This is a genomic window from Micromonospora sp. NPDC023633 (assembly GCF_040640035.1).
In the GTDB taxonomy this organism is placed as follows: domain Bacteria; phylum Actinomycetota; class Actinomycetes; order Mycobacteriales; family Micromonosporaceae; genus Micromonospora.
In genome coordinates, this window is sequence record NZ_JBFABB010000051.1 from 23890 (window position 1) to 48296 (window position 24407).

Below are 24407 nucleotides of genomic sequence, written 5' to 3' on the forward strand. Positions count from 1 at the left end.
TCGTCTGCGACTCATTTCCGGATTGTTTCGGCAAAACGCCCCCGACGCTATTGACACTCTCGTCGCGCCGCCCGTATGGTCCCCGCCAAGTTGTACATGGTTGTCCATGAACAAGAGGCCAGGATGAAGATTGCAGTGGTCGGCAGCTACGGCGCTGGGCTCACCATGCAGGTGCCCCGGGTGCCCGTGGCGGGTGAAACCCTCTCAGGCGGCACGTTCGCCTCGGGGCATGGGGGCAAGGGCTCTAACCAGGCGGTGGCCGCGGCCCGCCTGGGTGCGGAGGTCAGCTTCCTGACCGCCGTCGGGCCGGACCAGTTCGGCGCCGCCGCGCGCCAACTCTGGGCCGAGGAAGGAATCGACGCGAGCGGTGTCCGCACCGCCGACGCCGCCACCATGGTCGGCATCATCCTCGTCGACGACGAGGGCGAGAACCGGATCGCGATCGCGCCCGGAGCCCTGGACGAGCTGACCCTCGCCGACGTCGACGGGTTCGCCGACCGGATCGCCGCGGCGGACTTGGTCGTGGTCAGCCTGGAGATTCCCCTGCCGGTCGCGGTCGCGGCCCTGCGTACCGCGCACGAACGCGGGGTCCGCACCCTACTCAATCCCGCCCCGGCCGTGGCCCTGCCCGACGAGGCGTGGGAGTGGATCGACGTGCTCACCCCCAACGCCAGCGAAGCGCGGGTGCTCACCGGCCGCGACCCGGACGGCACGGCCAGCGGCGACGAGCTGGTGGAGCTGCTCCGGACCCGCTATGCCGGGACCGTCGTGCTCACCCTCGGCGCCGAGGGCGCCCTGGTGGACTCCGACGGGCAGCGGTCCTGGGTCGCGCCGGTCACCGTGCCCCGCGTGGTCGACACCACCGGCGCAGGCGATGCCTTCACCGGTGCGCTCGCTGTCGCCCTGGTCCGGGGCGACGACCTCACCGAGGCGGTCCGGTTCGCCGCTGCGGCCGGCGCCCACACCGTCGGCATCGCCGAGGTCATACCCGCCCTGCCCCGCCCGGACGACGTCGCGGCCCTGTTGAGGAGATGAGAGAGATGGCCCAGATGACCGCTCAGGCGGCGCCTCCCGCGAAGACGGCGGTCGCCGCTTCCCGTAACCCCTCGCCCGTCCAACGATTCCTGCACGCTCGGGAGTCCAGCACCTTCCTCGCCCTGGTCGTGCTCTTCGCGCTGGGCACCCTGATCGCTCCGGGCTTCGTAGGAACCAGCAACTTCCTCACCGTCGGCCAGCAGATCGCGCAGATCGGCATCATGGCGATCGGCGTCACCTTCGTCATCATCAACGCCGAGATCGATCTGTCCGTCGGCTCCATCTACGGCCTCGGTGCCGTGGTCTGCGGCCTGCTCATGACCTCGGACGTCGCCTGGCCGCTGGCCGCCCTCGCCGGGATCGCCGCCGGCACGGTCGCCGGCTTGCTCAACGGCCTCCTGACCGTGGGCTTCGGCATCCCGTCCTTCATCGTCACCCTCGGCACCCTCAGTGTCTTCCGGGGAGTGACGCTGCTGCTCAGCGGCGGGTCGCCGATCTCCCTGTCCGCCAACGACCCCGAGGTCGCCGAGTTCAACCTGCTCGGTCAGGGCAAGCTCTTCGGCGTCCTGCCGATGCAGCTCGTCATCTTCGCCCTCGTCGCCGTCCTCGGCACGATCCTCCTCGCCCGGTCCCGCTACGGCTTCAACACCTACGCGGTCGGTGGCAGCGCCGAGGCCGCGCGGCTGTGCGGCATCAACACCGGCCGGGTGCGGGTCACCGCCTTCATGCTCTCCGGCACCCTCGCCGGTCTGGCCGGCGTGCTCGGCCTGTCCTTCCTCTCCTACGTGCAGGGCGTCACCGGCGCCGGGATGGAACTCACCGCCATCTCGGCGGTGATCATCGGTGGCGCGGCCCTGTTCGGCGGCTCCGGCACCATGCTCGGCACCGTCATCGGCGTCGCGTTCATCGGCGTCCTGCAGAACATCCTCAACCTGCGCGGCATCTCCTCCTTCTGGCAGACGGTGGCGACCGGCACGGTGATCATCCTCGCCGTGGCCGCCGACACCTGGCTGCGCAGACGCTCCGGGCGTCGGTGACCTCCACGCCACCCACCCCGCACTCCCCCGTCCCCCACACCCGCAAGGAGTCACCCTGATGAAGCTCTCCCTCGGGCGTCGGATCGCGGTCGCCGCGACCCTCGGCCTGGCGCTGGTGGCGAACGCCGCCTGTGGCGCAATCACCCCGGCCAGCACCACCTCCGCCGAGAGCGGCGGCTTCAAGCTCGCCGACTACATCAAGGAAGCCGTCGAGAAGGGCGAGCCGCTCAGGATCAAGCTGAGCTACCACGACCCGTCGCTGGCCTTCGCCGTCCCGATCCGGCAGGGCATGGAGCGCGGCGCCAAGGAACTTGGCGTCGACGCGCAGATGATCGGGCCGTCGGGCGGCAACCCCGCCGACCAGGTCAGCGAGCTGCAGACCCTTATCAACCAGAAGCAGATCCACGGCCTAGCCGTCTCCTCGGCCAGCAACGACGCCCTCAAGCCAATCATCGCCCAGGCGTACGACGCCGGCATTCCAATCATCTCGTTCAACACCAACAACCCCGAGTCCAAGCAGATGGGCTTCGTCGGCCAGGACCTCGTGGCCTCCGGCCGGTCCATGGCCAAGGAGCTGCTCGGCGTGCTCAAGGGCAAGACCGGAAAGGTCGTCGTGGTCTCCGTCGACTCCGGAGCCGGCTGGTCCAACGACCGCTTCTCGGGCTTCCAGGAGGGGCTGAAGGACTCCGGCGTACAGATCGTCGGTCCGGTGAACACCGGCAACGAGCCCAGCGCGGCCTACAACACCATCGAGTCCACGATGGCGGCGCAGAGCGACGCGATCGCCCTCGTCTCCCTCGACTGCTGCAGCTTCACCGCCGGCGCCAAGTGGCTCCAGCAGTCCGGCAAGGCAGGCAAGATCCACGCGGTCGGTTTCGACGTGCAGCCGCAGACCGTCGAGTACCTCAAGGGCGGCGTCGTCGACCTGACCATCAGCCAGGGCCCGGCCGAGCAGGGCTACCAGGCGGTCAAGCTGCTCGCCGACTTCCTGAAGAACGGCACCGAGATCAAGGACGTGGACACGGGCGCGCTCGTGGTCACCCGCGACACCGTGGCCACCGTGCCGGTGGAGGGCTGAGCCGATGACCAGCCCGGCCACGATCGCCGCCCCGACGACGGCCGCCGTCGAAGTGACGGATCTGTCGAAGCACTTCGGAGCCGTCCGCGCCCTGCAGGGCGTGAACCTCAGCGTCCCCGCCGGCAGCCTTACCGCCGTGATGGGTGAGAACGGTGCCGGCAAGTCGACACTCATGAAGATCCTGGCCGGGCTGGACACCCCCACCACCGGCACGGTGCACGTGGACGGCGAGGAGGTCCGCCGGTACGACCCGGCCACGCTGCTCAGCCGGCACCGGGTCGCCCTGGTGCCCCAGGAGCTCGCTCTCGCCCAGGACCGAACCGTCGCCGAGAACATCATGCTCGGCGTCGAACCGGGATCCCATTCCTTCCCGCATCGCCGCCGGATGGACGAGCGGGCGGCGGAACTGCTGGACCGGCTCGGCCTGCGGGTCGACCCCCGGCGCAGCATCCGCCAACTGGACGCGGCCTCCCAGCAGTTGGTGGTCATCGCCCGGTCCCTGGCGCGCGAGGCACGAATGGTGATCCTCGACGAGCCGACCTCGATTCTCTCCCCCGCGGAGTCGGAGCGACTGTTCGAGGTGATCCGGTCGCTGCGGGCCGACGGGGTGACCATGCTCTACGTCTCGCACCGGATGCCCGAGGTGTTCGCCCTCTCCCAGCACATCCACGTGCTGCGCGACGGTCGGCACGTCGGGCACTGGCCCACCGCGGAGGTCACCCCCGACCAGGTGGTCGCGGCGATGGTGGGCCGGGAACTCGCCGCCGAGTTCAGCCGGCACGACAGTCCCGCGCCCGCCGCCACGGCCACCCCGCGCCTACGGCTGCGCGGCGTCTCCGGCTCCGGTTTCACCGGCGTCGACCTGGACGTCGCCCCGGGTGAGGTGGTCGGCGTGGCCGGCCTGCCGGACAGCGGCCGGATCGAGCTGTTGCGCGGCATCTTCGGCGCCGACCCGGTAATCGGCGGCGAGCTGGCACTGGACGGGGAGGCGTTCACGGCGAGGTCACCGCGAGACGCCATCGCCGCCCGGGTGGCTTACCTGCCGGGCGAACGTCGGCAGCAGGGGATTCTGCCGACGATGAGCGTCGCCGACAACGTCAACATCCTGACCCTGGGCCGTCGCCAGCGGTTCGGACTGCTGCGGCGACGGGCCCTGCGTCGTGACGCGGACATCCGCGCCCAGGAACTGCGGGTGAAGACGTCGACGACCGCCCAGGGCATCACGCAGCTCTCCGGCGGCAACCAGCAGAAGGCGCTGCTGGCCCGGTGGCTGTCCATCGAGCCCCGGCTGATGCTGCTGGACGAGCCCACCCGAGGCGTCGACGTCGGCGCCAAGGCGGAGATCTACCGGCTGTTCCGCAACCTGGCCGACGAGGGGGTGGCGCTCGTCGTCTCCTCGTCGGACCTGCCCGAGCTGCTGACCGTCAGCGACCGGATCGCCGTCATGGCCGCCGGTGCTTTGGTCGGTGTCATTCCCGCGGCGGAGGCCACCGAGGAGTCGGTGATGGCCCTGGCCACCGGCGCACACACGATGAAGGAGAAGGCATGAAACGCAGGGGCGTGCTCAACGCCGAACTGTCCGGGGTGCTGGCCACCCTGGGCCACACCGATCTGCTGCTCGTGGTCGACGCCGGTTTTCCGATCCCGCGCACCGCCCACCGTGTCGACCTGGCCGTCACCGAGGACCTGCCGAAGCTCACCACGGTGCTCGACCTCGTCGCCGACGAGATCATCGTCGAGGGCGTCGTGGTCGCCGAGGACGTCACCACCCACAACAAGCCCCTCGCGGAGTGGCTCGGGAAGCGCTTCCCCGGCGTACCGACGACCACCCGGCAGCACACCGAGATGCTCAACGAGCTGGCCCACCAGGCCAAGGCGATCGTCCGGACCGGGGCGTTCAACCCGTGGGGCAACGTCGGGCTGATCTGCGGCGTGGACGTCCCGCGCTGGTTCGACGAGCCCGGAGTGATCGTGCCCGACTACTACCAGGACCGGATGTAGCGGTATCACCGCCCCCACGACGTACCCGAAATTGGAGAAGAACGTGAGCACTGCCACCCTGACCGACGCCGACGTCACCCCTGCGGCGCTTGCCCCCTACATCCAGCACACCCTGATTGAAGCCGGCGTGACCCGGGACCGGATCGTGGCCCACGCCGAAGAGGCCGTCCGGTACGGTTTCAACGCGGCGATGGTGCCGGGCTCCTGGGTTCCGGAGGTCGCCGAGGTCCTGCGCGGCACCGGCGTCGAGGTCGCCTCGGCGCTGGACTTCCCCACCGTCGGGGTGACCACGAGCGCCGGCAAGGCCGCCGAGGCCGAGAGCCTGGTTCGGGCCGGGGCGACCCAGATCGACATCGGCGTACAGCTCGGCTGGCTCAAGAGCGGGCGGTACGACGCGTTCCGCGAGGACATCGCCGGTGTGGTGCGGGCGTCCGGTGTACCGATCAAGGTGATGCTCGAACTGCCGCTGCTCACTCCGGACGAGCGGGAGGCGGCCGTCGAACTGTCCATCGAGGCCGGTGCGGCTATCCTCAAGAACGCCAGCAGCGGCGCGATCGAGGTGGCGAACCCGGACAGTGTCGCCTACCTGGTGGCCCGCGCGCCGGAGGGCGTGAAGGTCAAGGCCTCCGGCTCGATCAAGTCCTTCGATCAGGCCGTGTCCCTGCTGCGGGCCGGGGCGGTGCTGCTCGGCACCAGCGCCGGGGTCGCTATCGTCACCGACACGACCAGCGAAGAGACCACGAGCTACTGACGGTCCGGCGCCCCTCGACCACGGCGGCAGGTGCGGCCGGTCGAGGGGCGCCGGAGCCCCATGGAAGGTGACATGTCCGACCAGTTGCACCCGTCCGGCGCGTCCGAGCACCTCGATCGTGACGCCCCGGTGCCCCTGCACGCGCAGGTGTCGGAACAGATCCGGGCCCGGATCCTGTCCGCCGAGTGGCCACCGCACTACCGGCTGCGCAGCGAACCCGAACTGGCGACCGAACTTGGCATCTCCCGGGGCACCCTGCGACGGGCCCTGTCCACTCTGATCCGGGACGGCCTGCTGGTGCAGGTGCGGGGGCGTGGCACCTTCGTCACCTCCACCGCCATCGAGCCCTCGATCGCGCAGAAGCTGACCACCCTGTCCGAGGACTTCGCCCGGCAGGGGGTCTCGATGACCACCCAGGTGGTCACCCACCAGGTCATGGCCGCGCCGTCGCCGGTGGCGGCCCTACTCGACCTGCGCCCCGGCCAGTCGGTACTCCGCCTGGAGCGGCTCCGGGCCACCTCCACCGGCCCGGTGGCCTGGCTGGTCAACTACGTACGCGTCGACCTGGCTCCCGGCCTGGACCTCGTCGACCTGGCCGACCGCTCCCTGTTCGGCCTGCTGGAGAACGAGTACGGTCTGAAGATCAGCACTGGTCGGCGCACCTTCAGCGCGACTGCCGCCACCGGACGGATCGCGGCGGCGCTGGAGGTGCCGGAGCAGTTCCCGCTGCTGTACCTGGAGCAGATCACCTACCTCAACGACGGCCGGCCGATCGAGTACTCCGACGTGTGGATCCACAGCGAACGGATGCGGGTCACCTCCCTGCTCTCCCGTCGCTGACAGACACCTCGCCGCGAACGACCCGGCCACGAGGGCGGGATTTGGTGCTCGGCCGGCTGCGTATGCGGGCGTCGTGGTGCGCATGCGCATGGGTAGCGGTGACCGCGATGAGGTCGGGCGGGACAGGGTCGAGGCGGCCATCCGGGTCCACGGACGGCTGGGAGGCGGCCGGTGAGCCGCGCCGCCGGAACCGTAAGTGACCCGGCCGCCCCGCGTCGGCACGGCCGCAGTCGTGTTGGACCTCGACGACACCCTGGTCGGCACGATGACGGTCACCCCGACCGTGTACGCCGACACGATCACGCCCTCGGTGGGCCGGACGTCCGCGAGGCCGGTGGCGACCACGTCGTCCTCCACGACTGGATCAACAACTACTCCGCCCGGGGCATGTACGTCGCCGCGCTCGGCTGAGCCGGCGAGTATCCCGTCGTGCGGGGCAGCCGCGTGCGCTACGAGGCCGCGCGCGGAGTGCTCAACCGCTATTCGGCACCGAGTACCGCGATCGCCTCGCAGGGACATGTCGTCTACCTCGACCACGCCGACCGTTGGGTCGACGTCACGGACTTCGCCCCGCATGTCGACGGTTACACCGACGCCGAACGTCAGCCTGGGCCAGGCCGACGCCGTCGTCGTACTCACGGACATCCACGGGCAAGAGCGCACCGTCCGGCGCCATGAGCATCCACCACTCCCCCGACGCGGCTGCCGGATCCTCCAGGTCGAAGAGCACTCGCCGGCGCAGTTCCGGGCGATGTCTTGCGCCACGGCCGCCTGGGAAAGGGGCACGGGCATCGATGGCGGCCAACCGATGAAGGCGCCCGGGGTCGGTGTCGGGTCAGCCGGCATGGTACCGGCCTTCGACGGTGCCAGTCAGCGGGTCTTCTTCGTCGCCCGCTTGCGGGGTGGCGTCAACAGGTCGGCGATCGCGGCGATCGCGGACGGCACCAGGCGGTAGTACGCCCAGACGCCCCGCTTCTCACGCTCGAGCAGGCTGGCCTCGGTGAGGATCCGAAGGTGGTGCCTCACGGTGGGCTGGGAGAGACCGAGCGGCGCGGATTTTTCGAACGTGCGACGCCTCGGCGGAAAGCGGCGCGCCGTCCTGGTCGAGCGGGTGGAGTTCGGGAAGCTCCCGCCCTTGGCCGTCGACGAGATTGGAGTGCGGCTCGCCTGGGGCGAAGGCGTGGCGCTCGCCCCACTGGCGGAGGGCGACGACGGCCGTGAAGAGGTCCTGCCCAGCTTCGGTGAGCCGGTATGTGTGTCGTCTGCCGTCGGTGGCGCTTTTGTCAAGGATGCCGTGCTCGACGAGTTTGCGGAGCCGGTCGGTGAGGATGTTGCGGGCGATCCCCAGCCGCTGATGGAACTCAGTAAAGGTCGTCACCCCGTCCATCGCGTCGCGGATGATCAGCAGGCTCCACCGGTCACCTATCAGGTCGACGGTCCGTGCGACCGGGCAGGCAGGGTCAGTCCAAGCCGTTCTCGCAGCGAGTTTCACGTCCACTGGCCCTCTTCGTGATGAGTTGCGTTCTGAAACCAGTATGCCCTAGCCTCATCAGTTGCATTATGCAACTGGCTGGAGGGTGACATGTCGTCAGGATTGACCGGGAGGCAGCGGGCCGTGCTCGCGCTGGTGTGCGCGGTGGCGGTGTCGACCATCTACGGCATCCAGCCGGTCCTCGGGGCCGCGGGCGAGGATCTCGGCCTGGGGGAAGGCGTCCTGGGATGGCTGGTCGCCGCCGGCCAGATCGGCTATCTCGCGGGGCTGGTGATGTTGGTTCCACTGGGTGACCTGTTCGATCGCCGCAGACTCATCACGGTGCTCTTGCTGCTCACAGCGGTAGGTGCGGGGGTGGCCGCCGCCGCACCCAGCGGTGGCATCGCGATCGCGGGCCTGGCTCTGGCCGGACTGTTCGCCGTGGTTGTCCAGATCACGGTGGCCTACGTCGCTGTCGTCTCACCGACCGGCGAGCGCGGCCGCAACATCGGAGCGGTCACCTCGGGCGTGGTCATCGGAATCCTCGGGGTACGGGTGGTCGCGGGCACGCTGGGCGAGCTGACTGACTGGCGCACGGTTTACCTCGTACTCGCCGGACTGTGCGCGATGCTGGCCCTCGCCACCCGACTCACCCTCGAGGTCGACATCCGCCGCCCCCGAGCCCGGTACGGGCAGTTGCTGTCATCGCTGGGTCGTCTGGTCGTCGGCGACCGGCTCTTCCTCAGTCGCGGACTGGTCGCGTTCTTCTTGTTCGCCTCCTTCGGCACGCTGTGGAGCGGACTGGCGCTCCCGCTCGGTGACGCACCGTGGCACTTCGGCACTACCGAGATCGGACTGTTCGGACTGGCCGGTCTCACCGGGGCGCTGGGCGCGGCCCGGGCCGGCCGATGGGCCGACCAGGGCCTGGCGCCCTCGGTCACCGGCTGGTCGCTGGCCCTGCTCACAGCCTCGTGGCTGCTGATCGCTCAAGCGGGGTCATCGCTGTGGCTGTTGATCGTCGGCGTCATCGTCCTGGACTTCGCAGTGCAAGCCGTCCACGTCAGTAGCCAGCACCTGCTCACCACCGCCCGTCCCGACCAGGGCAGCAGCGTCATCGGCGCCTACATGGCCTTCTACTCTCTCGGCTCCGCGCTCGGTGCGATCACCACCACCTGGGCCTACAGCGCCATGGGATGGTCGGCCGCCAGCCTGCTCGGCGCGGCCTACGCCGCACTCGGACTTCTCGTCGCCATGTCGACCCGACGTTTCGCCGCCCTGCCGAGAGCACAACAACCAAGTGCGTCCGTATCGGCTACGTCCCGCTGACCCTCCATGACGCGAGCGCATAGCGCTGAGCACGCTTGGCCGGCCTTGCAGTCGTTTCCGTGCCCGTTTAGGCATGTCTCGTGGATCTTTGGCGGTGGGTTCGGTAGATAAGGGCTCGCGCGGAATGGGTACGTCCGGCGGCATGGATGCCCGGAGCGACGGGCTTTTTCACGTCACCGACTGGGGTCGGACTGCCGGCCGGGACGGCTGGCGGGAGGCGCTGCACTGGTGCCCATGGCGGGACGGGGCCCTCGCGCCGGATTGAAGACGCCGGAGCGCAGGGCTGCGGCGGCCGCAGCGGCAATACGTTGCGCGAACTCCTCGTCGATGGGTTCGTTGACGACGAGCAGCCGCAGGAAGAAGGGTGCGCCCAGGAGCTCGATCGCGGCCCGGGCATCGGTGCCTTGAGGCAGTTCGCCGCGGGCGACGGCGTGGTTGACGACGGCCTCGGCCAGGCCGAACCGTTCGGCGAAGAAGCCGCGGACGATCTGCGCGGCGCGCGGGTTGCGGGGCGCGGCCGCGGCCAGGGCCGTGATCAGCTCGCCAGGCTCGCCAGTCATGCCGCGCCGGATCAGCAACGCCAGTTCTTCGAGGTCCGTGTCGAGCTCGCCAGTGTCGGGGATCGGTACGACCTCACTGGCGTACTCGCTGAGCAGGTCGCCGAGGACGCCTTCCAGGTCGGTCCACCGGCGGTACACCGACGTCTTGTTGACGCCGGCCACCTGGGCGATCCGTTCGACGGTCAACTCGGCGTACCCGTCGACGAGGAGACCACGGGCGGCTGTGAGGACCGCGGCCCGGACACGGGCGCTGCGCCCGCCCGGTCGCTGGCCTGCAGACATCGGACACCTCCTTTAACGCACCGGCTGTTGCGTTACCTCCCCTCATCATGGCAGACTCAAAAAGCAACACAGGTTGCGATTGGAGGAATCATGAAGACCACTGTCTGCGTCGTCGGCGGCGGGCCCGCGGGACTCGTCCTGGGGCTGCTGCTCGCCCGGCAGGGAGTGGAGGTCACCGTGCTGGAGAAGCACGCCGACTTCCTCCGGGACTTCCGCGGCGACACGGTGCACCACTCCACCCTGAACATGCTCGACGAGATCGGGCTCGGCGATCGGATGGCGGCGCTACCCGGGCGCAAGGCCGGCGCGTTGCGCGCCACCTTCGACGACGGCACCTACACCGTCGCCGACTTCACGCGCCTGCCGGCGCCACACAACTACCTGTACTTCGTTCCCCAGTGGGACTTCCTGGAAATGCTCGCGACCGAGGCGGCGAAGTTCCCCACCTTCACGCTGATCCGCTCCACCACCGTGACGGGCCTGCTCCGCGACACGTCCGGCGCCGTCACCGGCGTGCGCGCCGTAGGCCCGGAGGGCGAACTGGAGATCGAGGCATCGCTCACCGTCGCCTGCGACGGCCGCGATTCCGTGGTACGCCGCGAGCTCGACCTGCGGCCGGTCGACTACGGCGCCCCCATGGACGTGCTGTGGTTCCGGATCTCGCGTCGCGCAGACGACGGCGACGGCCTGGCGATCCGAATCGGCGCCGGCGGGCTGATGCTCACCATCGACCGCGGCGACTACTACCAGTGCGCGTACGTCATCGCCAAGGACGGCTACGACGAGATCCGCGCGGCCGGGCTGGAGGCGCTGCGGGAGCAGGTGACGCGCCGGCACCCGGTCCTCGCCGACCGGGTCGGTGAGCTCGCCACCTGGGACGACGTCAAACTGCTCACGGTGAAGGTCAACCGACTGGAGCGGTGGCACGCGCCCGGCGCGCTGCTCATCGGCGACGCCGCACACGCCATGTCCCCGATCGGCGGCGTCGGCATCAACCTGGCGGTGCAGGACGCCGCGGCCACCGCCCGAATGCTGGGCCCAAACCTCGCTGCCGGGCAGCCGGTCACCGAAGCGGACCTCGCCGCAGTGCAGAAGCGCCGACACTTGCCGACGGTGGTTACGCAGAACATCCAGCGCGCCGCGCAGCGGCGCGTCGTCGACCCGCTGCTGCACGCCACCGGCCGCATCGAAGCCCCGGCACCGATCCGCCTGCTGCAGCGGTTCCCGGCGCTTCAAGCCCTCCCCGCCCGGCTCGTCGGCATCGGCGTACGTCCCGAACACCTGCGCTGACCGATGTCCCGGCAGCCGGACGGAGACGTGATCCGCTGCGACGGGGCGGATTCCGTTCTGCCGGTTGCGCCCGCCACCCCAAGTGTCGGACTCATTCGGCATCCGGATCTGCCGCGATCCGCTCGGAAACTGGACACAGATGAAGACGCGCCGTAGTTGCGGTGATGATCTGTCAGTCCACGTGTAGCACCGCAACCTCGTACTACGAGTAGGAGAAGACCTAAGACCGCGGTTACTCGTGCTCAGCGGCGCGGGCGGGCACACCGATCGCCGAGAGGCGCTTGCGCAGGGTCCCGGGGCTGATCGGCTGAGTCCACGGCCGGCCGGGGAAGATCCAGGGTGTGTGGGCGCGATTGGTGCCAGCGCGGTCGGCCGTCAATCGTGCGATCAAGGCAACCATGGTTGGCGGCAGTTCGATGGGCGTGCTGCCGAAGGTGATCCGAGTTCCCGTCGGCGTGGCGTCGATCATGTCGAATCGCAGAATCCGGACGTTGGTGGCTGGCTGGGCGTAGAGAACGACAAGCAGGCCGGCGATGCGATCCTCCGTTGGCAGTGTTTCGTCGTGCAGGAGACGGCGTGCTTGCCGCCACCGCTGAGCGTGGTCGACCGGATCGCGCGGGCCGGCCCGTTGCTCAACTGCGAGCGTGACGGTGGTCAGCCGCTCGCGGCGGGCCCAGTGGAGAAATACACCGAGCTCCGCCCGGTGGGCCACCTGCCCATCGGCCAGCCATCGAGACACGGGCAGCCTCGGGCCCAGATCCGCGACAACGAATACCCGGCGGGCAGTCGCAGCGCGCTTGACGCTGGGCCGGACGCCACGTGCAGGTGGAGAGCCTCGCCGCAGCTACCGGCGCGCGATCCCTTGGGTGCTGCGTTCAGTTGGGGAGACTGGGCCGTGGCCCGCAACACCACCCGCTCGGGGGCAGAGCTCCACACGCCGCGTCGCGGGCTCGCGGAGGACGTACCGTCGAGGGGTGGACGTGCTGCTGCGCGGCGGGCCGGGTGACGGACAGGTGGTGCCCGGCGGCGGGGAAGTCGTCGTGTGGCAGGCCTGCCTGTACGAGATCACGACCGAGTACGGCCACCGGCGCGGCCGAGACCTCCGGGTCTACCGGCACCGCCCCGACTGCTGCGAGCCGTACGGCCGGGGCGCCGAAGACCGCTGCGAATGACCCGCCCCGCGCTGACCGGGGGCAGCGGTGATCACCACGATGCCGCCACCGAGCCTGGTCGAGTCGACGGGGTGCCGCGCACAGCGAACCGTGGATCGCGCACAGCCCGCCGCTATCCGCGACCCGGGATGACTGCCAGGGCGGCCTCGGCGAGGCCTTGAAGTTGCCGGGTGTCGGCACCGTCGCGCGCTTGGACGGACATGCCCTGAATCACCGCGGCCAGCGCCCGGGCCAGGCTCTCGGTGTCGGTACCCTCCGGTAGCTCCCCCTGTTCCAGGGCGTCGTCGCAGCGGTTGCGGATCATGTCCAGCGCGCGTTCGCGCTCGATGCGGACGGCCTCGGCCGCGACGTGTGCATCCGGGCTCGTGGCCAGCATGCCCGTCGAGATCATGCAGCCGCGCCCGGGACCGGTGGTGAACTCGCGGGCGGCGCGGGCCAGGTACTCGGCAACGGCTCGGCGGAACGGGAGTCGATCGTTCAGGGCGAACCCCTGTTTGTCCTGGTACCGCTTCACAGCCCGTTCGAACAGCTGCTCCTTCGATCCGAACGCCCGGTACAGGGCGGGCGCGGTCAGCCCCGTGGCCTCCTGCAGCCTGGCCAGGCTCGCGCCCTCATATCCGTGCTCCCAGAACTGGGCCAGCGCCGTGTCCAGCGCAACATCGGGATCGAAGGAGCGCGGGCGTCCCGCGCGACGCGTCACAGGTTCCATAGCGAGTGCTACGGTAGCGCACGAACCTTTTCGTAACGATCACTACGGAGGAAGTCGTGACCCGACCGACCGCTCTCATCACCGGCGCCTCGCGCGGCATCGGCGCTGCCGTCGCCGAAGGCCTCGCCCACGACGGGGCCACACTGATCGGTATCCACTACGGCCACGACCGCAGCGCCGCGGAGGCGACCGCTGACCGCATCCGCGCACACGGCGCCACTCCCGTGATCATCGGAGCGGACCTCTCCGAGGGTGAGCGGGCCGCGCAGACCGTCGCCGACGAGTGGAAGGCCGCCGTCGCCGCACACGGGCACTCGGGCACGGACGTTCTGGTCAGCAACGCCGGAATCAACGGCGCCCAGACACTCTCGCAGCTGGATTCCGGAACCTACGCCCGCGTGCTGGCCGTGAACCTGACTGCGCCCCTCTTCCTCTTGCACGCCCTCGGTGACCATCTCAACGATCAGGGACGCGTGGTCGCGATCTCGACCGGGTACACGCGGATCGCCGCGCCCACCCACGTGGCCTACACCGCCTCGAAGACCGGCTTGGAGGGGGCGCTACGAGCCATCGCGCCCGAGCTGGCGACCCGTGGCATCACCGTCAACGCGGTCGCGCCCGGCGTCGTGGACACCGACATCAATGCCGACTGGATCGACGCGCCCGGCGCGCGTGAGCAGGCCGCGGCACTGTCCGCCTTCGGCCGCCTCGGAACCGCTCACGACATCGCCGACGTGGTTCGCTTCCTCGCCAGCGACGCCGGCAGATGGATCACGGGCCAGACCATCGACGCCACCGGCGGAACCCACCTGTGAGCTTCGACGACGGAGACGCTGGCTACCCGGCTTGCGAGACGCTTGGCTGACGGTCTGCGTTCTGTTCGGGGGTCGGTCGGCATCGGGCCGGCCGCCGGACAGTGCGGTCCTCCCCCACCGGCCCGCCGGGGCGTCAGGTGTTGACCGGACGACGGGCGACCAGGCGCACGTGGGTGACCGGCCAGTCCAGCGGCTCGCCCGCCGGGGTGCTGAGGGCGGCCACCGGGGCGAGGCGGTTGGTGATGATCCAGTCGTTGCGGGACGTACCGCTCGCGGCGTCGATCTCGAAGCCGACGTCGGTGAGCAACGACTTCCAGTCGGCGTACTCCATGCCGCAGAACTGTTCCTGGGTCTCCGACAGCCAGTTGTCGGTGTAGTCCTTGCGGGTGAGGAAGTCCATCGCCGCGCCGAGGGTCAGCTCGACCGTGCCGTCCGCCCCGTCGACCGGGCGGTACGCGAACGGGAACCGGTAGTCGACCGCGAACTGGTCCAGCCGGGCCCGGGTCGACAGCGCGCCGACGTACGCCGCCACCTCACCGGGCGGCACGGCCGCCAGGTCGGTACGCGGCCGGGGCGGGTTGACGCCGTCGGTCGTCGCCAGGCGCAGGTGTACCGTCCGGTCCTTGCCGTCCGGCCCGCACACGTCGCTGTTGATCCACACCCCGCCGGGCACGGTGTGGTCGTAGAGGGCCCGCACGAACCGGCGCAGCGAGGCCATCCGCTCGCCGTACGACCAGATCTCGTGGGTCAGCGCGAAGGTCATCGTGGTGTCCACCGAGCGCGGTGCGAACACCGCCCCGCCGAGCACGTTACGCCGGTAGAAGAAGACGTTCGGGTTGGTGAACACGCCCTGCGCCTTCTTGTGGACGCACTCCTCGTACAGGTGCCGGGCCACCTCGACGCCGATCAGGTCGCTCTCCCGCAGGGCCGGCTCCCGGTCGGCCAACTCCAGGACGGCGCCCGCGCCGCAACCGACGTCGACGATCCGCCCCGGCCGCACGTGCTCGCGCACCGCGTCCCACTTGCGCTGCGCGGCGTCGCTGAACGCCTCGGCGTACGTCCGGTAGTCGCGGGTGGTGGTCAGCCCGCCCTCGTCGCCGACCACCGGGTCGTTCACCACCGAGCGGACCAGCTCGTCGAGGCGGTAGCGGCGGTACACGTCGACGGTCGCCGGGTGGGTGAGCTCACGCCACGACGGGTCGTCGTCCGCCAGCCGCAGCAGGACGTCCCACGGCCGCACCGGCGCCGGCTCGACGTCGGCCTCCACCCCGGCGATGCGGAACCCGAGCCGTTCGTACATGACGGCGACCTCCGGCGTGGAGCAGGCGACCACCGTGTCCGCCGGGGTCAGCTCCAGCCCGGTGGACGCCGCGACGGTCTTGAGGGTCACCTCGGCGAACCGGTCGGTGGGTGTGGTGTCGAAGATCGGCACCACCACCGACCGGAGCCCGGCGAGCACGCTGAACCGTTCGATCGCCGCCTCCCGACGGTGGTACGGGACCGGGTTGCGCCGGGTGTTCTCATGGTTGGCCGAGGTGACCGCCCAGACCACGGTCGCCCCGCCGGCGTCCTCGCTCCCGGTCGCACCGTCACCGTCGGCGAGATGGCCGTCGCTCTGCGCCGCGAGCTGGCGAAGATACCCGGCCTGGAACCGGGTCAGCAGGTGGTGGCGGCCAGGAAAGAGCAGGTAGCGGGGCATGTCACGTTCCTAGCCGATGCCTGCTGGGCGGTGCGCGGCAGGGGGTGCCGTCGACCGACCGAGGGCCAGCAGCCCTCTGCGGACGGCGCGGGCCGCCCCGGATCGCGTCGGCCGCTACATTGGAGGCATCAGCAGTCAACGGCCTGGTCGCAGCCCGTCCGGAAGCGGCTCCGCGTCGCGCAAGCCGGACTGGGCCGCGGTGGGCGCGATCGCCGGTGTGGCGGCCACCATTCTCACCCTGCTCGCCTACGTGCTGCCACGGGAGCCCTCCGTGCCGCCTGCCTCGGGAAGCGGAGCGGGGCCAACGGCGGGGCGGAACCCGATCACACCGGACCCGACGACCGCGCCCGAACCGGACGCGACGACGCCCCGCCCCACCGCCGGGACGCCGCGGACGCCCGTCCGAGGCCGGCCGCCGTCGATGGCGCCGCTGCGACCCGCCGGCTGCGAGGAAGCGCTCGCGGTCGTCGACCGGTTCTACCGCACCTCGGGTTCGACCAGGCAGAGCCGGCAGGCCGCCGCCACGACGGCGTACCAGGGCATGATGGGCGCGAGTCTGAACGCCCACGGCGGCGTTTACCAGGCCACGGTGGCACTGTCGCAGGACTTCTCGGAGCTGCGCTTCATCCTGTCGGGCATGGTCTCCGGCGACCACGACGCGGTGCAGGCCAGAACGGACCGCGACGCCCAGACCCTCCGGGACGTCTGTGACGCCGGCTGACGGCACCACCACGACGGCACCGGACGGTCACCCCGGCCGACGGCACCTGCCAGCCCGACCACGGCCCCCGTCGCCTCTTATGACTCCGTCGCGAGGAGCAGCTCCTCGGCGATGGCCTTCAGGGCCCTGGTTGCGGCGGCTACGGAATGTGCGCAGGCGTCAGCGCCAGATCTTCTTGTAGCTCCGGCGGGTCTCAGATCAAGCGGTGACAGGATGGGCCGCCAGACCGGCGACCAGTCCGTAACCCGCAGGGCGGAGGCAACCGCTGCGCGGCGCTGTGCGAGATCCTGAGTGGACTCGACGACTGCCCGTACCCGGTCGTGGAGGCTGCCGATCATGATGGCGAGGGCGGCCACCTCCTTCAACGGGGATGCGCTGCCGAGCCCTCCTCGGGGGCGCGCTCCGATGAACATGGGACTCCCAGGGGCCCGTCCCAAAGGCTAGAATCCCTATTTACCAGGTAGGCAAAGTAGATTACCGTCACCGCCATGACTGGTCAGGAAGCCCCGCTTGACGGCACCGCAGTCGCAGTGTCGCGGGGATGTTGCCGTGGCTGGACCACCGCCTGCGGCTGCTGCCGCTGAGCGCACGTCCCCTGACTTCTCTCTACCGCCGCGTCGCCGCCTCAGGACGACACGGCAGCGTTTCGCACCCGACCAGCAGCCGCTCGCCGCGCCGCACCGACGCGTGGCCGGGAGAGCGCGCCCGCTCTGCACGGCGGTCATGGAAGTGCTGTGACTCGTCGCCTTCGAGCGCTTACCCAACCAACTGAGAGGGCGTCCCCTGATGTCACCGTTGACACAAAGACTGGTCGCAGTTGCCGCCACCGCCACCCTGGGCTGCACTGCTTTCGCTGCCACAGGCACCGCCGCTGCTCCGCTCGGCGCCCCGGCCGAACAGGCCGGTCCCGGGCAGCCGAACATCGTGTTCGTGCTGGCCGACGACCTGGGGTGGGCCGATCTCAGCACCGGCCTCACGAACAAGGGGTCGGGCAACACCTACAACGAAACCGCCACGGTCGACCGCCTCGCCAGGGAAGGCGTCGCCTTCGACAGCGCCTACGGCGGTCCCAACTGCGTGCCGACCCGAGCCGCTCTCCTCTCCGGGCTCTACGCGCCCCGGCCGACGAACAACCTCTACCTGGTCGGCGACCTCGACCGCGGCGGGGACGACACGCTGCTGGACGGCACGCCGCAGGGGCTCCCAGACGGCGACGACGCGCTGCCGGGTGAGGCCTACACCGTCGGCGAGGCGCTGCGTGACGCCGGTTACGCAACCGGGTACGTCGGCAAGTTCCACGTGACCAAGAGCGCCGACCAAATCACGACCGACTTCGGGTTCGAAGAGAACCTGGGCGGCTCGAACTCGGGACACGCCAGCCAGTACCACGCCATCGACGGGAAGTTCAACAACAGCATCGGCCCGGGCCTGGACAGGTTCGCGGCCGACTACACCCAGAAGTACGTCGACGAGAACATCAAGCCCTACTCCCACGGCGCGGACGACACGACCCTGGACGCCCTCGTCGGCACCGACAAGCACGTGACCGACGCGGTGGCGGACGCGACCATCGACTTCATCGACCGCCACACCGACGAGCCGTTCTTCACCTTAGTCAGCAACTACGCGGTGCACACGCCGATCGGCGTCAAGCAGCCACGTGCCGACCTGCTTGCGAAGTACCAGGCCAAGCCGGCTGTTCCCGGGCACCCGACTGATGCGTCGTACTCCGCGCTGCTGGAGGGCCTCGACCAGGGGCTGGCCCGCATCGTGAACCACCTCGAGACCACCCCGGATCCACGCAACCCCGGGCATCCGTTGGCGGACAACACCATCGTGGTGTTCACCTCCGACAACGGTGGGACCGCGAACGCCGACAACGGCTGGCTCGGCGGCTACAAGGGTGAACTTCGGGAGGGCGGGCTACGGGTTCCGGCCATCGTGTGGAGCAAGAACGAGCACCTGGTCGACGGTGGCGTGGTCGACTCGACGCCGATCCACGCGGTCGACTACCTGCCGACGTTCGCGTCGCTGGCCGGTGCGGACCTACCCAAGGGCCTGCGCCCCGACGGTGTGGACCTCAGCGGAACCTGGCGCAACGAAAGCGCTGAGCTCGGCACGCGGCCCCTCTTCTGGCACCTGCCTGGATACCTGATCGCGGGCGCGCGGGACCAGAGCCCCGAGACGGTGATCCGGTCGGGGCCGTGGAAGCTCAGCTACCGCTACGAGACCCAGGACTGGGACCTCTACAACCTGGACAGCGACATCGGTGAGACCACCGACCTAGCCGCAAGGTACCCCGATGTCACCACGCGGCTCGGCAGCCGGCTGATCCGCTGGCTCGACGACGTCGGCGCCCCGCTGGCCACGCTGCGCGAGGGCAAGGCCCCGATCACCGTCACCTTCCAGGGCACGGCGTACTCCGACGGGAAAATCATCCACTATGACGAGCCGACGCAGCTGACGTTCCAGCCGGGAGACGAGGTGCCGGCGTTGCTGCCCACGGCGGTCACCGACCGATGACCTCCGACCATCACCACGGTACCGCCGGCTCCACCACGCCGAACTGTTGTGCACCCGGCGGCCCGCAACAGACCGCGGCGAGCGGCGGGCTGCTGCAGATCGGCCGCCGGCCGCAGCAGCCTGAACCCCTCGTCTGGGAGGCTGGCCGGACGCGCTCCCCGCGCGGCCAGGTCAGCCTCCCCGGCGGGTGCTTCGCCATGGGCGACGCATTCGGTGAGGGCTACCCGGGCGATGGGGAAGGTCCGGTGCACAAGGTCACCGTCGGAGCTTTCACCATCGATGCCACGACGGTCACCAACGCAGCCTTCGCGACCTTCGTCAAGGCCACCGGCTATGTCACCGAGGCGGAGGTGCTCGGCGTCTCCGCCGTCTTCCACATGCAGGTGAAGGCCGAACGCGCCGACATCCTCGGGGCGGCCACCGGCGCCCCCTGGTGGCTCGTGGTCCGCGGTGCCGACTGGCGCCGTCCCTACGGGCCCGCCTCCTCGATCACGGACGTCCAGAACCACCCGGTGGTCCAGGTGACCTGGAACGACGCCCGCGCGTACGCCGCGTGGGCGGGCAAGCGCCTGCCCACCGAGGCCGAGTGGGAGTACGCCGCCCGTGGCGGCCTCGAGGGAGCGCGATTCCCCTGGGGCAACGATCTACTCCCGCGCGGCCGGTGGAACTGCAACATCTGGCAGGGCGAGTTTCCCGGCCTCAACACCACGGACGACGGCTTCATCGGCACCGCACCTGTCAAGCAGTACGCCCCGAACGGCTACGGCCTGTTCAACATGGTCGGAAACGTATGGGAATGGTGCGAGGACTGGTTCGCCACCGACACCTACGCCCGGCGTGCCGGCACCGGTGTCGTCGACCCTCGCGGGCCAGCGAAACCGGACGTCACAGGCCGGCGCGTGATGCGCGGCGGATCGTTTCTGTGCCACGACTCCTACTGCTACCGCTACCGGGTCGCGGCCCGCTCCGGGAACACCCCTGACTCCGCAGCCTCCAACGTCGGCTTCCGCTGCGCCTGAACGTCCCATCCGCGCGACCCCGATCAAGCGTGCCGACGCCGACCGGCTCGCGGGAGCGCTAAAGGCAATCGCCGACCCAGCCCGGCTGCGACTGCTCAGTCTCATCCAGTCCGCTCCGGAGGGCGAGGCGTCCGTCAGTGACTTCACCGCGCCGCTTTGTCTCTCCCAGCCGACCGTGAGTCACCACCTTCGGATCCTCACCGAGGCCGGCCTGCTCGAGCGCGAGAAGCGCGGCGTCTGGGCGTACTACCGCCTGGTGCCGTCCGCGATCGCGGCGATCGCCGACCTGTTGACACCGCCTCGCAAGCGGGCGACGAAGAAGGCCCGCTGAGCGGCACTGCCGAAGGCCGGCACCGGTGCCGGATCCCCACCCGGAGGTCGGCAGACCCAGGCAAGACGCACCTATCCAGCGCACTTGGGCGTGGTGCTCAAGAACCCCGGGGTAGCGGCGGCCCGCCCAGCGTGACTCCCTCGATGCCAATAACCCGCGTCGGGCGCGCCGCAGCCCTCCACAGCGCAGCGACCGCCTCGATGGTCCGCACCGCCCTACTCGTCGCGGTCGCCGACCTCGCGAGTTCGACCAGCAGCCAGCCAAGAACGCGAGAGGGTGGGTTTCAGATCAATGGCGCGTACCACCGGGCGCCGGTCACCCGTATCCGGCTCGACTGCTTGCGGTTCCACTCCACCCGCATGCCGTACTTGCAGAGCACCGGAAAGACGATCTCGTCCAGTAACCGTTCCAGGTCGGCCTGGTAGCGGGCCTGCTGCTCGGCCTCCGGCAGGGCGGCATGGGCGACCTCGTCGAAGTCCGCTGCCGGATAGGCGCCGTAGCCGAGGTAGACCTTGCCATCCTCGCTCGCAATCAACGAATCCGTGTCCTGCTGGTGGTACCAGAGATACCCGTGCCAGTGCCGGGAGTCGTCCCGCTCATCGTGGATCTCAGCGGCCGCGCAGGTGCCACAGCAGCTGAAGTTCTCCCTGGCCAACACGCCGAGCTCGTTGAGGTCGACGAAGGCGCGGGTGAGGTTGCTCCGCACCTCACCCCACTCACGCTGCTGCTCGCGCCGAGTACCCAAAGCCTTTTCGTACGCCGCCCTGAGTTCCTCGTCGGTGGCGCCGTGGCGCCGCTCGTCCTGGTCAAGAAAATCCACGAACTCGTGGGCGTCATCCTGGCCACGCACGACCCAGTCCCAGATCTCGGCCTCGATCGCCCCACGGCCCGGCTCCATAAGCCGCTCGGCCAGGAACCTGACGCCCTCAGGGCGATCGTTGTAGATCCATCCAGTCACGGCGACGATCTTTACACGGGGCTATGACAGGTCTGAGCCAGACCGTGACCGGCACGCGGCAAGCACCATCAGCCGCATGATCGCCTGAGTCCAATCGCCCGACGGCAGCCTTTGAGCTTGTCGGTTCCTGAGTCTCCACCAGCCGCGGGCCGGTTCACCCGGCCAAGGGTCAGCGATCTTCGCCCGGATGGCCGGGTCACCGGCCTTCCGGCAGCAGGCATGTCACGACTACCCGCCAGGTCAGAGCCTTCGACTCGATCACGTACAAGAAGCGGGACGCTCTGCTGCGCCGCGTGATCGGCTGATCTGAGGTCGGGCCCGGGAGGGCTGCCTACCGGGGTCGTGGAGCAATCGATTACCCCCGGCCTAGGGCGTGTCCTGCCGATCTTGTAGTGGTTGATCGTTGACGATGTGCCGGTGGTACGTCGTGGCGAACTGGCCGATGAGGCGTGGGCGGTGATCGCGCCGCTGCTTCCCGAGCCTGGCGGGGCGCGGGGGCGGTGGCGGGATCACCGTCAGGTCATCAACGGGATTCTGTGGAAGCTGCGCACGGGTGCGCCGTGGCGTGACCTGCCGGAACGGTTCGGGCCGTGGAAGACCTGCCATGAGCGGCTGCGCCGCTGGACGGCGGACGGCACCTGGAATCGGATCCTGGCCGCGGCGCAGGTGTATGACGACGGCACACCGGTGCAGTGGACGATCAGCATCGACTCGTCGATCGTGCGGGCGCATCAGCATGCCGCTGGCGCCCGCAAAAAGGGGGCTCCCCGACAAGTCCGGCGACGCCTGGTGCGCAAGATGGCGAGGCCATCGACCGATCCCGCGGCGGACTGAGCACGAAGATCCACCTCGCCGTCGACGGACGCGGCCGGCCGTTGTCGATCCTGCTCACCCCCGGCCAGGCCGGCGACAACCCACAACTGTTTACCCTGCTTGACGCGATCCGGGTTAACGAACCCCGACCCGGCCGCCCCCGTAAGCGCCCCGACATGCTGATCGCGGACAAGGGCTACGCCCACGACTCCACCCGCCGAGCCCTACGATCGCGCGGGATCCGGCACGTCATCCCGGAACGCTCCGACCAGGTCGCCCGCCGGACCGCCAAGGGCAGCACCGGCGGACGGCCACCGGCCTTCGACAAGGCGGTCTACCGCAAGCGCAACGTCGTGGAACGCTGCTTCAACCGGCTCAAGCAGTGGCGTGACCTGGCCACCCGCTACGCCAAACGGGCATCCCTCTACCAGGCCAGCCTCGTCCTCATCGCCGCCATCATCTGGCTTGCATGATCTGATTGGCCGGAAGAGGCATCTTCAGCGACGCCAGAACTGGCGGGGTGCGAACCCTTCACGTCGCAGCCAGTGCTCGGTATAGACAATCCGCTCCGGCTCAACGACCACCAGGGTGTCCTCGGGCGGCTCGGACAGCAATCGCCCCCGCTCGGCGTGCTCGTTCTCCCATCGGAACGCTTCCCAATAGTGCGCACGGTCCGGATGCCCCGGGTCGAGCACCCTGGCAGTTCCGAACAGCTGAGCCCCGCGGCTGCTGGCCAGCCCGACCAGCGGCGCGAAGATCCCGACGGACACCCGCGGGTCGGCAGCGATGTTGCGCACCTTCGGCGAACGCAGCGCGGCCGTAAAGAGCACGGCGAAACCGAGCGAGTAGTACCGCACCGGGGTGGCCAGCGGCCCGTCCGGACCCGTGGTCGCGAGCACGCACATGTTCTGCGACGACAGCAGGTTGAGAATGCGCTCTTCAAGTCGTTCACGATCGAGCCGTTTCGCCGGCGTGGGCCCGGCCAGCCACGGATTCGTCAACGGCATGCGGCGTCCTCGATCATGGCGAGCACCCTACCCATATGGCCTGCCCAGCGGCTACCAAGATCGGCAGGACATGGCCTAAGAGGGCGTCTGATTCACGTATTTTGTGGGTGATGCTGCCTTCAGATGTCTCGCCAGGTTGGGGTGGTTTCGTCGGTGACGCGTTTGGTGAGGTTGTCGATCATCGCGATGCGGATCATGCTGGCGGAGTTGTCGGGTAGGGCTTCGTAGTCGCGGGCCAGACGCCGGTGCAGCATGATCCAGCCGAGGCTGCGTTCGACGACCCATCGCCGCTTGACCACCGAGAATCCCTTGACCTGCGGGTCTTTGGTGACGACCTCGACGTCGATGCCGAGGGTGGCGCCGCGCTCGATGACCTTGTTCTTGAAGCCCGCATCGACCCAGGTCTTGGCCAGGGTCGGGTAGGTGGCTTTGGCCTGTTCCAGCAGGTCGATGCCGACGGTGTTGTCGCTGGCGCTGGCGGCGGTGACGACGACCGCGAGGAGCAGGCCGAGAGTGTCGGTGACGATGCCGCGTTTGCGTCCGACGATCTTCTTGCCCGCATCGATGCCCTGCGTGGGCAGGGGTGCGTTGGTGGAGGTCTTCACACTCTGGGTGTCGATGACGCAGGCCGACGGCTGTGTGGCGCGTCCGGCCTTGGTGCGGGCCAGGCCGGTGAGCTGGTAGTTGAGCTGGGTGAAGATGGCGTCGTTGGTCCAGGCGGTGAAGTAGCCGTAGACGGTCTGCCAGGGCGGGAAGTCGTGGGGCAGGTAGCGCCAGGCGATGCCGGTGCGGTTGACGTAGAGAATCGCGTTGAAGATTTCCCGCAGGTCATGGCTGGCGGTACGTCCGCCGATCCCGGCGTCGGTACGTGCCTGCCGCCAGGCGGTCAACCGTGGTGCGATCAGCGCCCAGCGGGCGTCGGACAGGTCGGAGGGGTAGGCAGGTCGCTCGGCCATGCCGCAGGTCTAC

Annotated in this window: 24 protein-coding genes and 1 pseudogene; 16 read left to right on the top strand and 9 right to left on the bottom strand. The window is 69.5% G+C overall.

The genetic code is table 11. The features are described 5' to 3' along the window. Positions 1-123 precede the first annotated feature (123 nt). The 7 genes from AB0G13_RS17740 to AB0G13_RS17770 all read left to right on the top strand — a co-directional run bounded on the left by AB0G13_RS17740 (position 124) and on the right by AB0G13_RS17770 (position 6742). Entirely contained in the window at positions 124-1035 is a 912-nt protein-coding gene (locus AB0G13_RS17740) for a ribokinase (protein ID WP_357875376.1), read from the top strand. Between the two features lie 14 nt (positions 1036-1049). Beyond that, positions 1050-2072 (top strand): ABC transporter permease, encoded by a 1023-nt coding sequence (locus AB0G13_RS17745; protein WP_357875378.1) that lies wholly within the window; start codon positions 1050-1052, stop codon positions 2070-2072. 58 nt (positions 2073-2130) lie between these two features. Beyond that, positions 2131-3150, top strand: coding sequence for a substrate-binding domain-containing protein (locus tag AB0G13_RS17750; protein ID WP_357875380.1), 1020 nt, complete (start codon positions 2131-2133; stop codon positions 3148-3150). 4 nt (positions 3151-3154) lie between these two features. Continuing rightward, the gene (locus tag AB0G13_RS17755; protein WP_357875382.1) at positions 3155-4699 is read left to right on the top strand and encodes a sugar ABC transporter ATP-binding protein; all 1545 of its coding nucleotides are present in this window, start codon (positions 3155-3157) and stop codon (positions 4697-4699) included. Beyond that, the gene (rbsD, locus tag AB0G13_RS17760; protein ID WP_357875384.1) at positions 4696-5151 is read left to right on the top strand and encodes a D-ribose pyranase; all 456 of its coding nucleotides are present in this window, start codon (positions 4696-4698) and stop codon (positions 5149-5151) included. Before AB0G13_RS17755 ends, rbsD begins: the two co-directional genes overlap by 4 nt. A 43-nt stretch (positions 5152-5194) precedes the next feature. Beyond that, positions 5195-5902 carry a deoxyribose-phosphate aldolase gene (gene deoC, locus AB0G13_RS17765; RefSeq protein ID WP_357875386.1) on the top strand — a complete coding sequence of 236 codons (708 nt, stop codon included), beginning with the start codon at positions 5195-5197 and terminating at the stop codon, positions 5900-5902. Positions 5903-5974: 72 nt separating this feature from the next. Beyond that, positions 5975-6742, top strand: a complete 768-nt coding sequence (locus AB0G13_RS17770) for a GntR family transcriptional regulator (protein ID WP_357875388.1) — start codon at positions 5975-5977, stop codon at positions 6740-6742. A gap of 870 nt (positions 6743-7612) precedes the next feature. Here AB0G13_RS17770 and AB0G13_RS17775 read toward each other — a convergent pair. Then, a pseudogene (locus AB0G13_RS17775) lies at positions 7613-7798 on the bottom strand (ArsR family transcriptional regulator); the annotation flags it as partial. Next, positions 7719-8129, bottom strand: a complete 411-nt coding sequence (locus AB0G13_RS17780; RefSeq protein ID WP_357875390.1) for a helix-turn-helix domain-containing protein — start codon at positions 8127-8129, stop codon at positions 7719-7721. The pseudogene AB0G13_RS17775 and the gene AB0G13_RS17780, both read right to left, overlap by 80 nt. Before the next feature lie 228 nt (positions 8130-8357). Here AB0G13_RS17780 and AB0G13_RS17785 point away from each other — a divergent pair, with 228 nt between their 5' ends. Next, positions 8358-9539, top strand: a complete 1182-nt coding sequence (locus AB0G13_RS17785; protein ID WP_357875392.1) for an MFS transporter — start codon at positions 8358-8360, stop codon at positions 9537-9539. Positions 9540-9712: 173 nt separating this feature from the next. Here AB0G13_RS17785 and AB0G13_RS17790 read toward each other — a convergent pair whose 3' ends face one another. Next, positions 9713-10381, bottom strand: coding sequence for a TetR/AcrR family transcriptional regulator (locus AB0G13_RS17790; protein ID WP_357875394.1), 669 nt, complete (start codon positions 10379-10381; stop codon positions 9713-9715). Positions 10382-10471: 90 nt separating this feature from the next. On the opposite strand from AB0G13_RS17790, the gene AB0G13_RS17795 reads away from it, so the two are divergent. Beyond that, positions 10472-11671, top strand: coding sequence for an FAD-dependent oxidoreductase (locus tag AB0G13_RS17795; protein WP_357875396.1), 1200 nt, complete (start codon positions 10472-10474; stop codon positions 11669-11671). Positions 11672-11903: 232 nt separating this feature from the next. Here the strand turns inward: AB0G13_RS17795 and AB0G13_RS17800 are convergent, their stop codons facing one another. Then, on the bottom strand, positions 11904-12410 hold the full coding sequence (locus tag AB0G13_RS17800) for a hypothetical protein (protein ID WP_357875398.1): 507 nt from the start codon (positions 12408-12410) through the stop codon (positions 11904-11906). A 235-nt stretch (positions 12411-12645) separates the two neighbouring features. Between AB0G13_RS17800 and AB0G13_RS17805 the strand changes: the two genes are divergently transcribed. Continuing rightward, complete coding sequence (locus AB0G13_RS17805; protein ID WP_357875400.1) at positions 12646-12843, top strand: hypothetical protein; 198 nt, start codon at positions 12646-12648, stop codon at positions 12841-12843. Positions 12844-12955: 112 nt separating this feature from the next. On the opposite strand, the gene AB0G13_RS17810 is transcribed toward AB0G13_RS17805, so the two are convergent. Further along, on the bottom strand, positions 12956-13552 hold the full coding sequence (locus AB0G13_RS17810; protein WP_357875402.1) for a helix-turn-helix domain-containing protein: 597 nt from the start codon (positions 13550-13552) through the stop codon (positions 12956-12958). A 56-nt stretch (positions 13553-13608) separates the two neighbouring features. On the opposite strand from AB0G13_RS17810, the gene AB0G13_RS17815 reads away from it, so the two are divergent. After that, a complete protein-coding gene (locus tag AB0G13_RS17815) occupies positions 13609-14367 on the top strand; it encodes an SDR family oxidoreductase (RefSeq protein WP_357875404.1) in 759 nt (252 codons plus the stop codon). A 133-nt stretch (positions 14368-14500) separates the two neighbouring features. Here AB0G13_RS17815 and AB0G13_RS17820 read toward each other — a convergent pair whose 3' ends face one another. Further along, positions 14501-16066 (bottom strand): class I SAM-dependent methyltransferase, encoded by a 1566-nt coding sequence (locus AB0G13_RS17820; protein WP_357875406.1) that lies wholly within the window; start codon positions 16064-16066, stop codon positions 14501-14503. Between the two features lie 421 nt (positions 16067-16487). On the opposite strand from AB0G13_RS17820, the gene AB0G13_RS17825 reads away from it, so the two are divergent. The 4 genes from AB0G13_RS17825 (at position 16488) to AB0G13_RS17840 (ending at position 20660) form a co-directional block, all read left to right on the top strand. Continuing rightward, positions 16488-16787, top strand: coding sequence for a hypothetical protein (locus AB0G13_RS17825; protein ID WP_357875408.1), 300 nt, complete (start codon positions 16488-16490; stop codon positions 16785-16787). A 795-nt stretch (positions 16788-17582) separates the two neighbouring features. Beyond that, positions 17583-19310: a sulfatase gene (locus AB0G13_RS17830; protein ID WP_357875410.1), complete on the top strand. Its 1728-nt coding sequence runs from the start codon at positions 17583-17585 to the stop codon at positions 19308-19310. Next, positions 19307-20329 (top strand): formylglycine-generating enzyme family protein, encoded by a 1023-nt coding sequence (locus tag AB0G13_RS17835; RefSeq protein ID WP_357875412.1) that lies wholly within the window; start codon positions 19307-19309, stop codon positions 20327-20329. The genes AB0G13_RS17830 and AB0G13_RS17835 overlap by 4 nt, the downstream gene beginning before the upstream one ends. After that, on the top strand, positions 20289-20660 hold the full coding sequence (locus tag AB0G13_RS17840) for a metalloregulator ArsR/SmtB family transcription factor (protein WP_357875422.1): 372 nt from the start codon (positions 20289-20291) through the stop codon (positions 20658-20660). Before AB0G13_RS17835 ends, AB0G13_RS17840 begins: the two co-directional genes overlap by 41 nt. Before the next feature lie 283 nt (positions 20661-20943). Here AB0G13_RS17840 and AB0G13_RS17845 read toward each other — a convergent pair whose 3' ends face one another. Continuing rightward, entirely contained in the window at positions 20944-21618 is a 675-nt protein-coding gene (locus AB0G13_RS17845; protein ID WP_357875414.1) for a hypothetical protein, read from the bottom strand. Positions 21619-22035: 417 nt separating this feature from the next. Here AB0G13_RS17845 and AB0G13_RS17850 point away from each other — a divergent pair. After that, positions 22036-22904 (top strand): IS5 family transposase gene (locus tag AB0G13_RS17850; protein ID WP_357875424.1). Its coding sequence is split into 2 segments (ribosomal slippage): positions 22036-22404 and positions 22407-22904, totalling 867 coding nucleotides; the frame shifts between segments, so codons are not numbered across the junction. Positions 22905-22928: 24 nt separating this feature from the next. On the opposite strand, the gene AB0G13_RS17855 is transcribed toward AB0G13_RS17850, so the two are convergent. Both AB0G13_RS17855 and AB0G13_RS17860 read right to left on the bottom strand, forming a co-directional pair. Continuing rightward, positions 22929-23438 (bottom strand): pyridoxamine 5'-phosphate oxidase family protein, encoded by a 510-nt coding sequence (locus AB0G13_RS17855; protein WP_357875416.1) that lies wholly within the window; start codon positions 23436-23438, stop codon positions 22929-22931. Between the two features lie 119 nt (positions 23439-23557). Further along, complete coding sequence (locus AB0G13_RS17860; protein WP_357875418.1) at positions 23558-24394, bottom strand: IS5 family transposase; 837 nt, start codon at positions 24392-24394, stop codon at positions 23558-23560. Positions 24395-24407 lie beyond the last annotated feature (13 nt).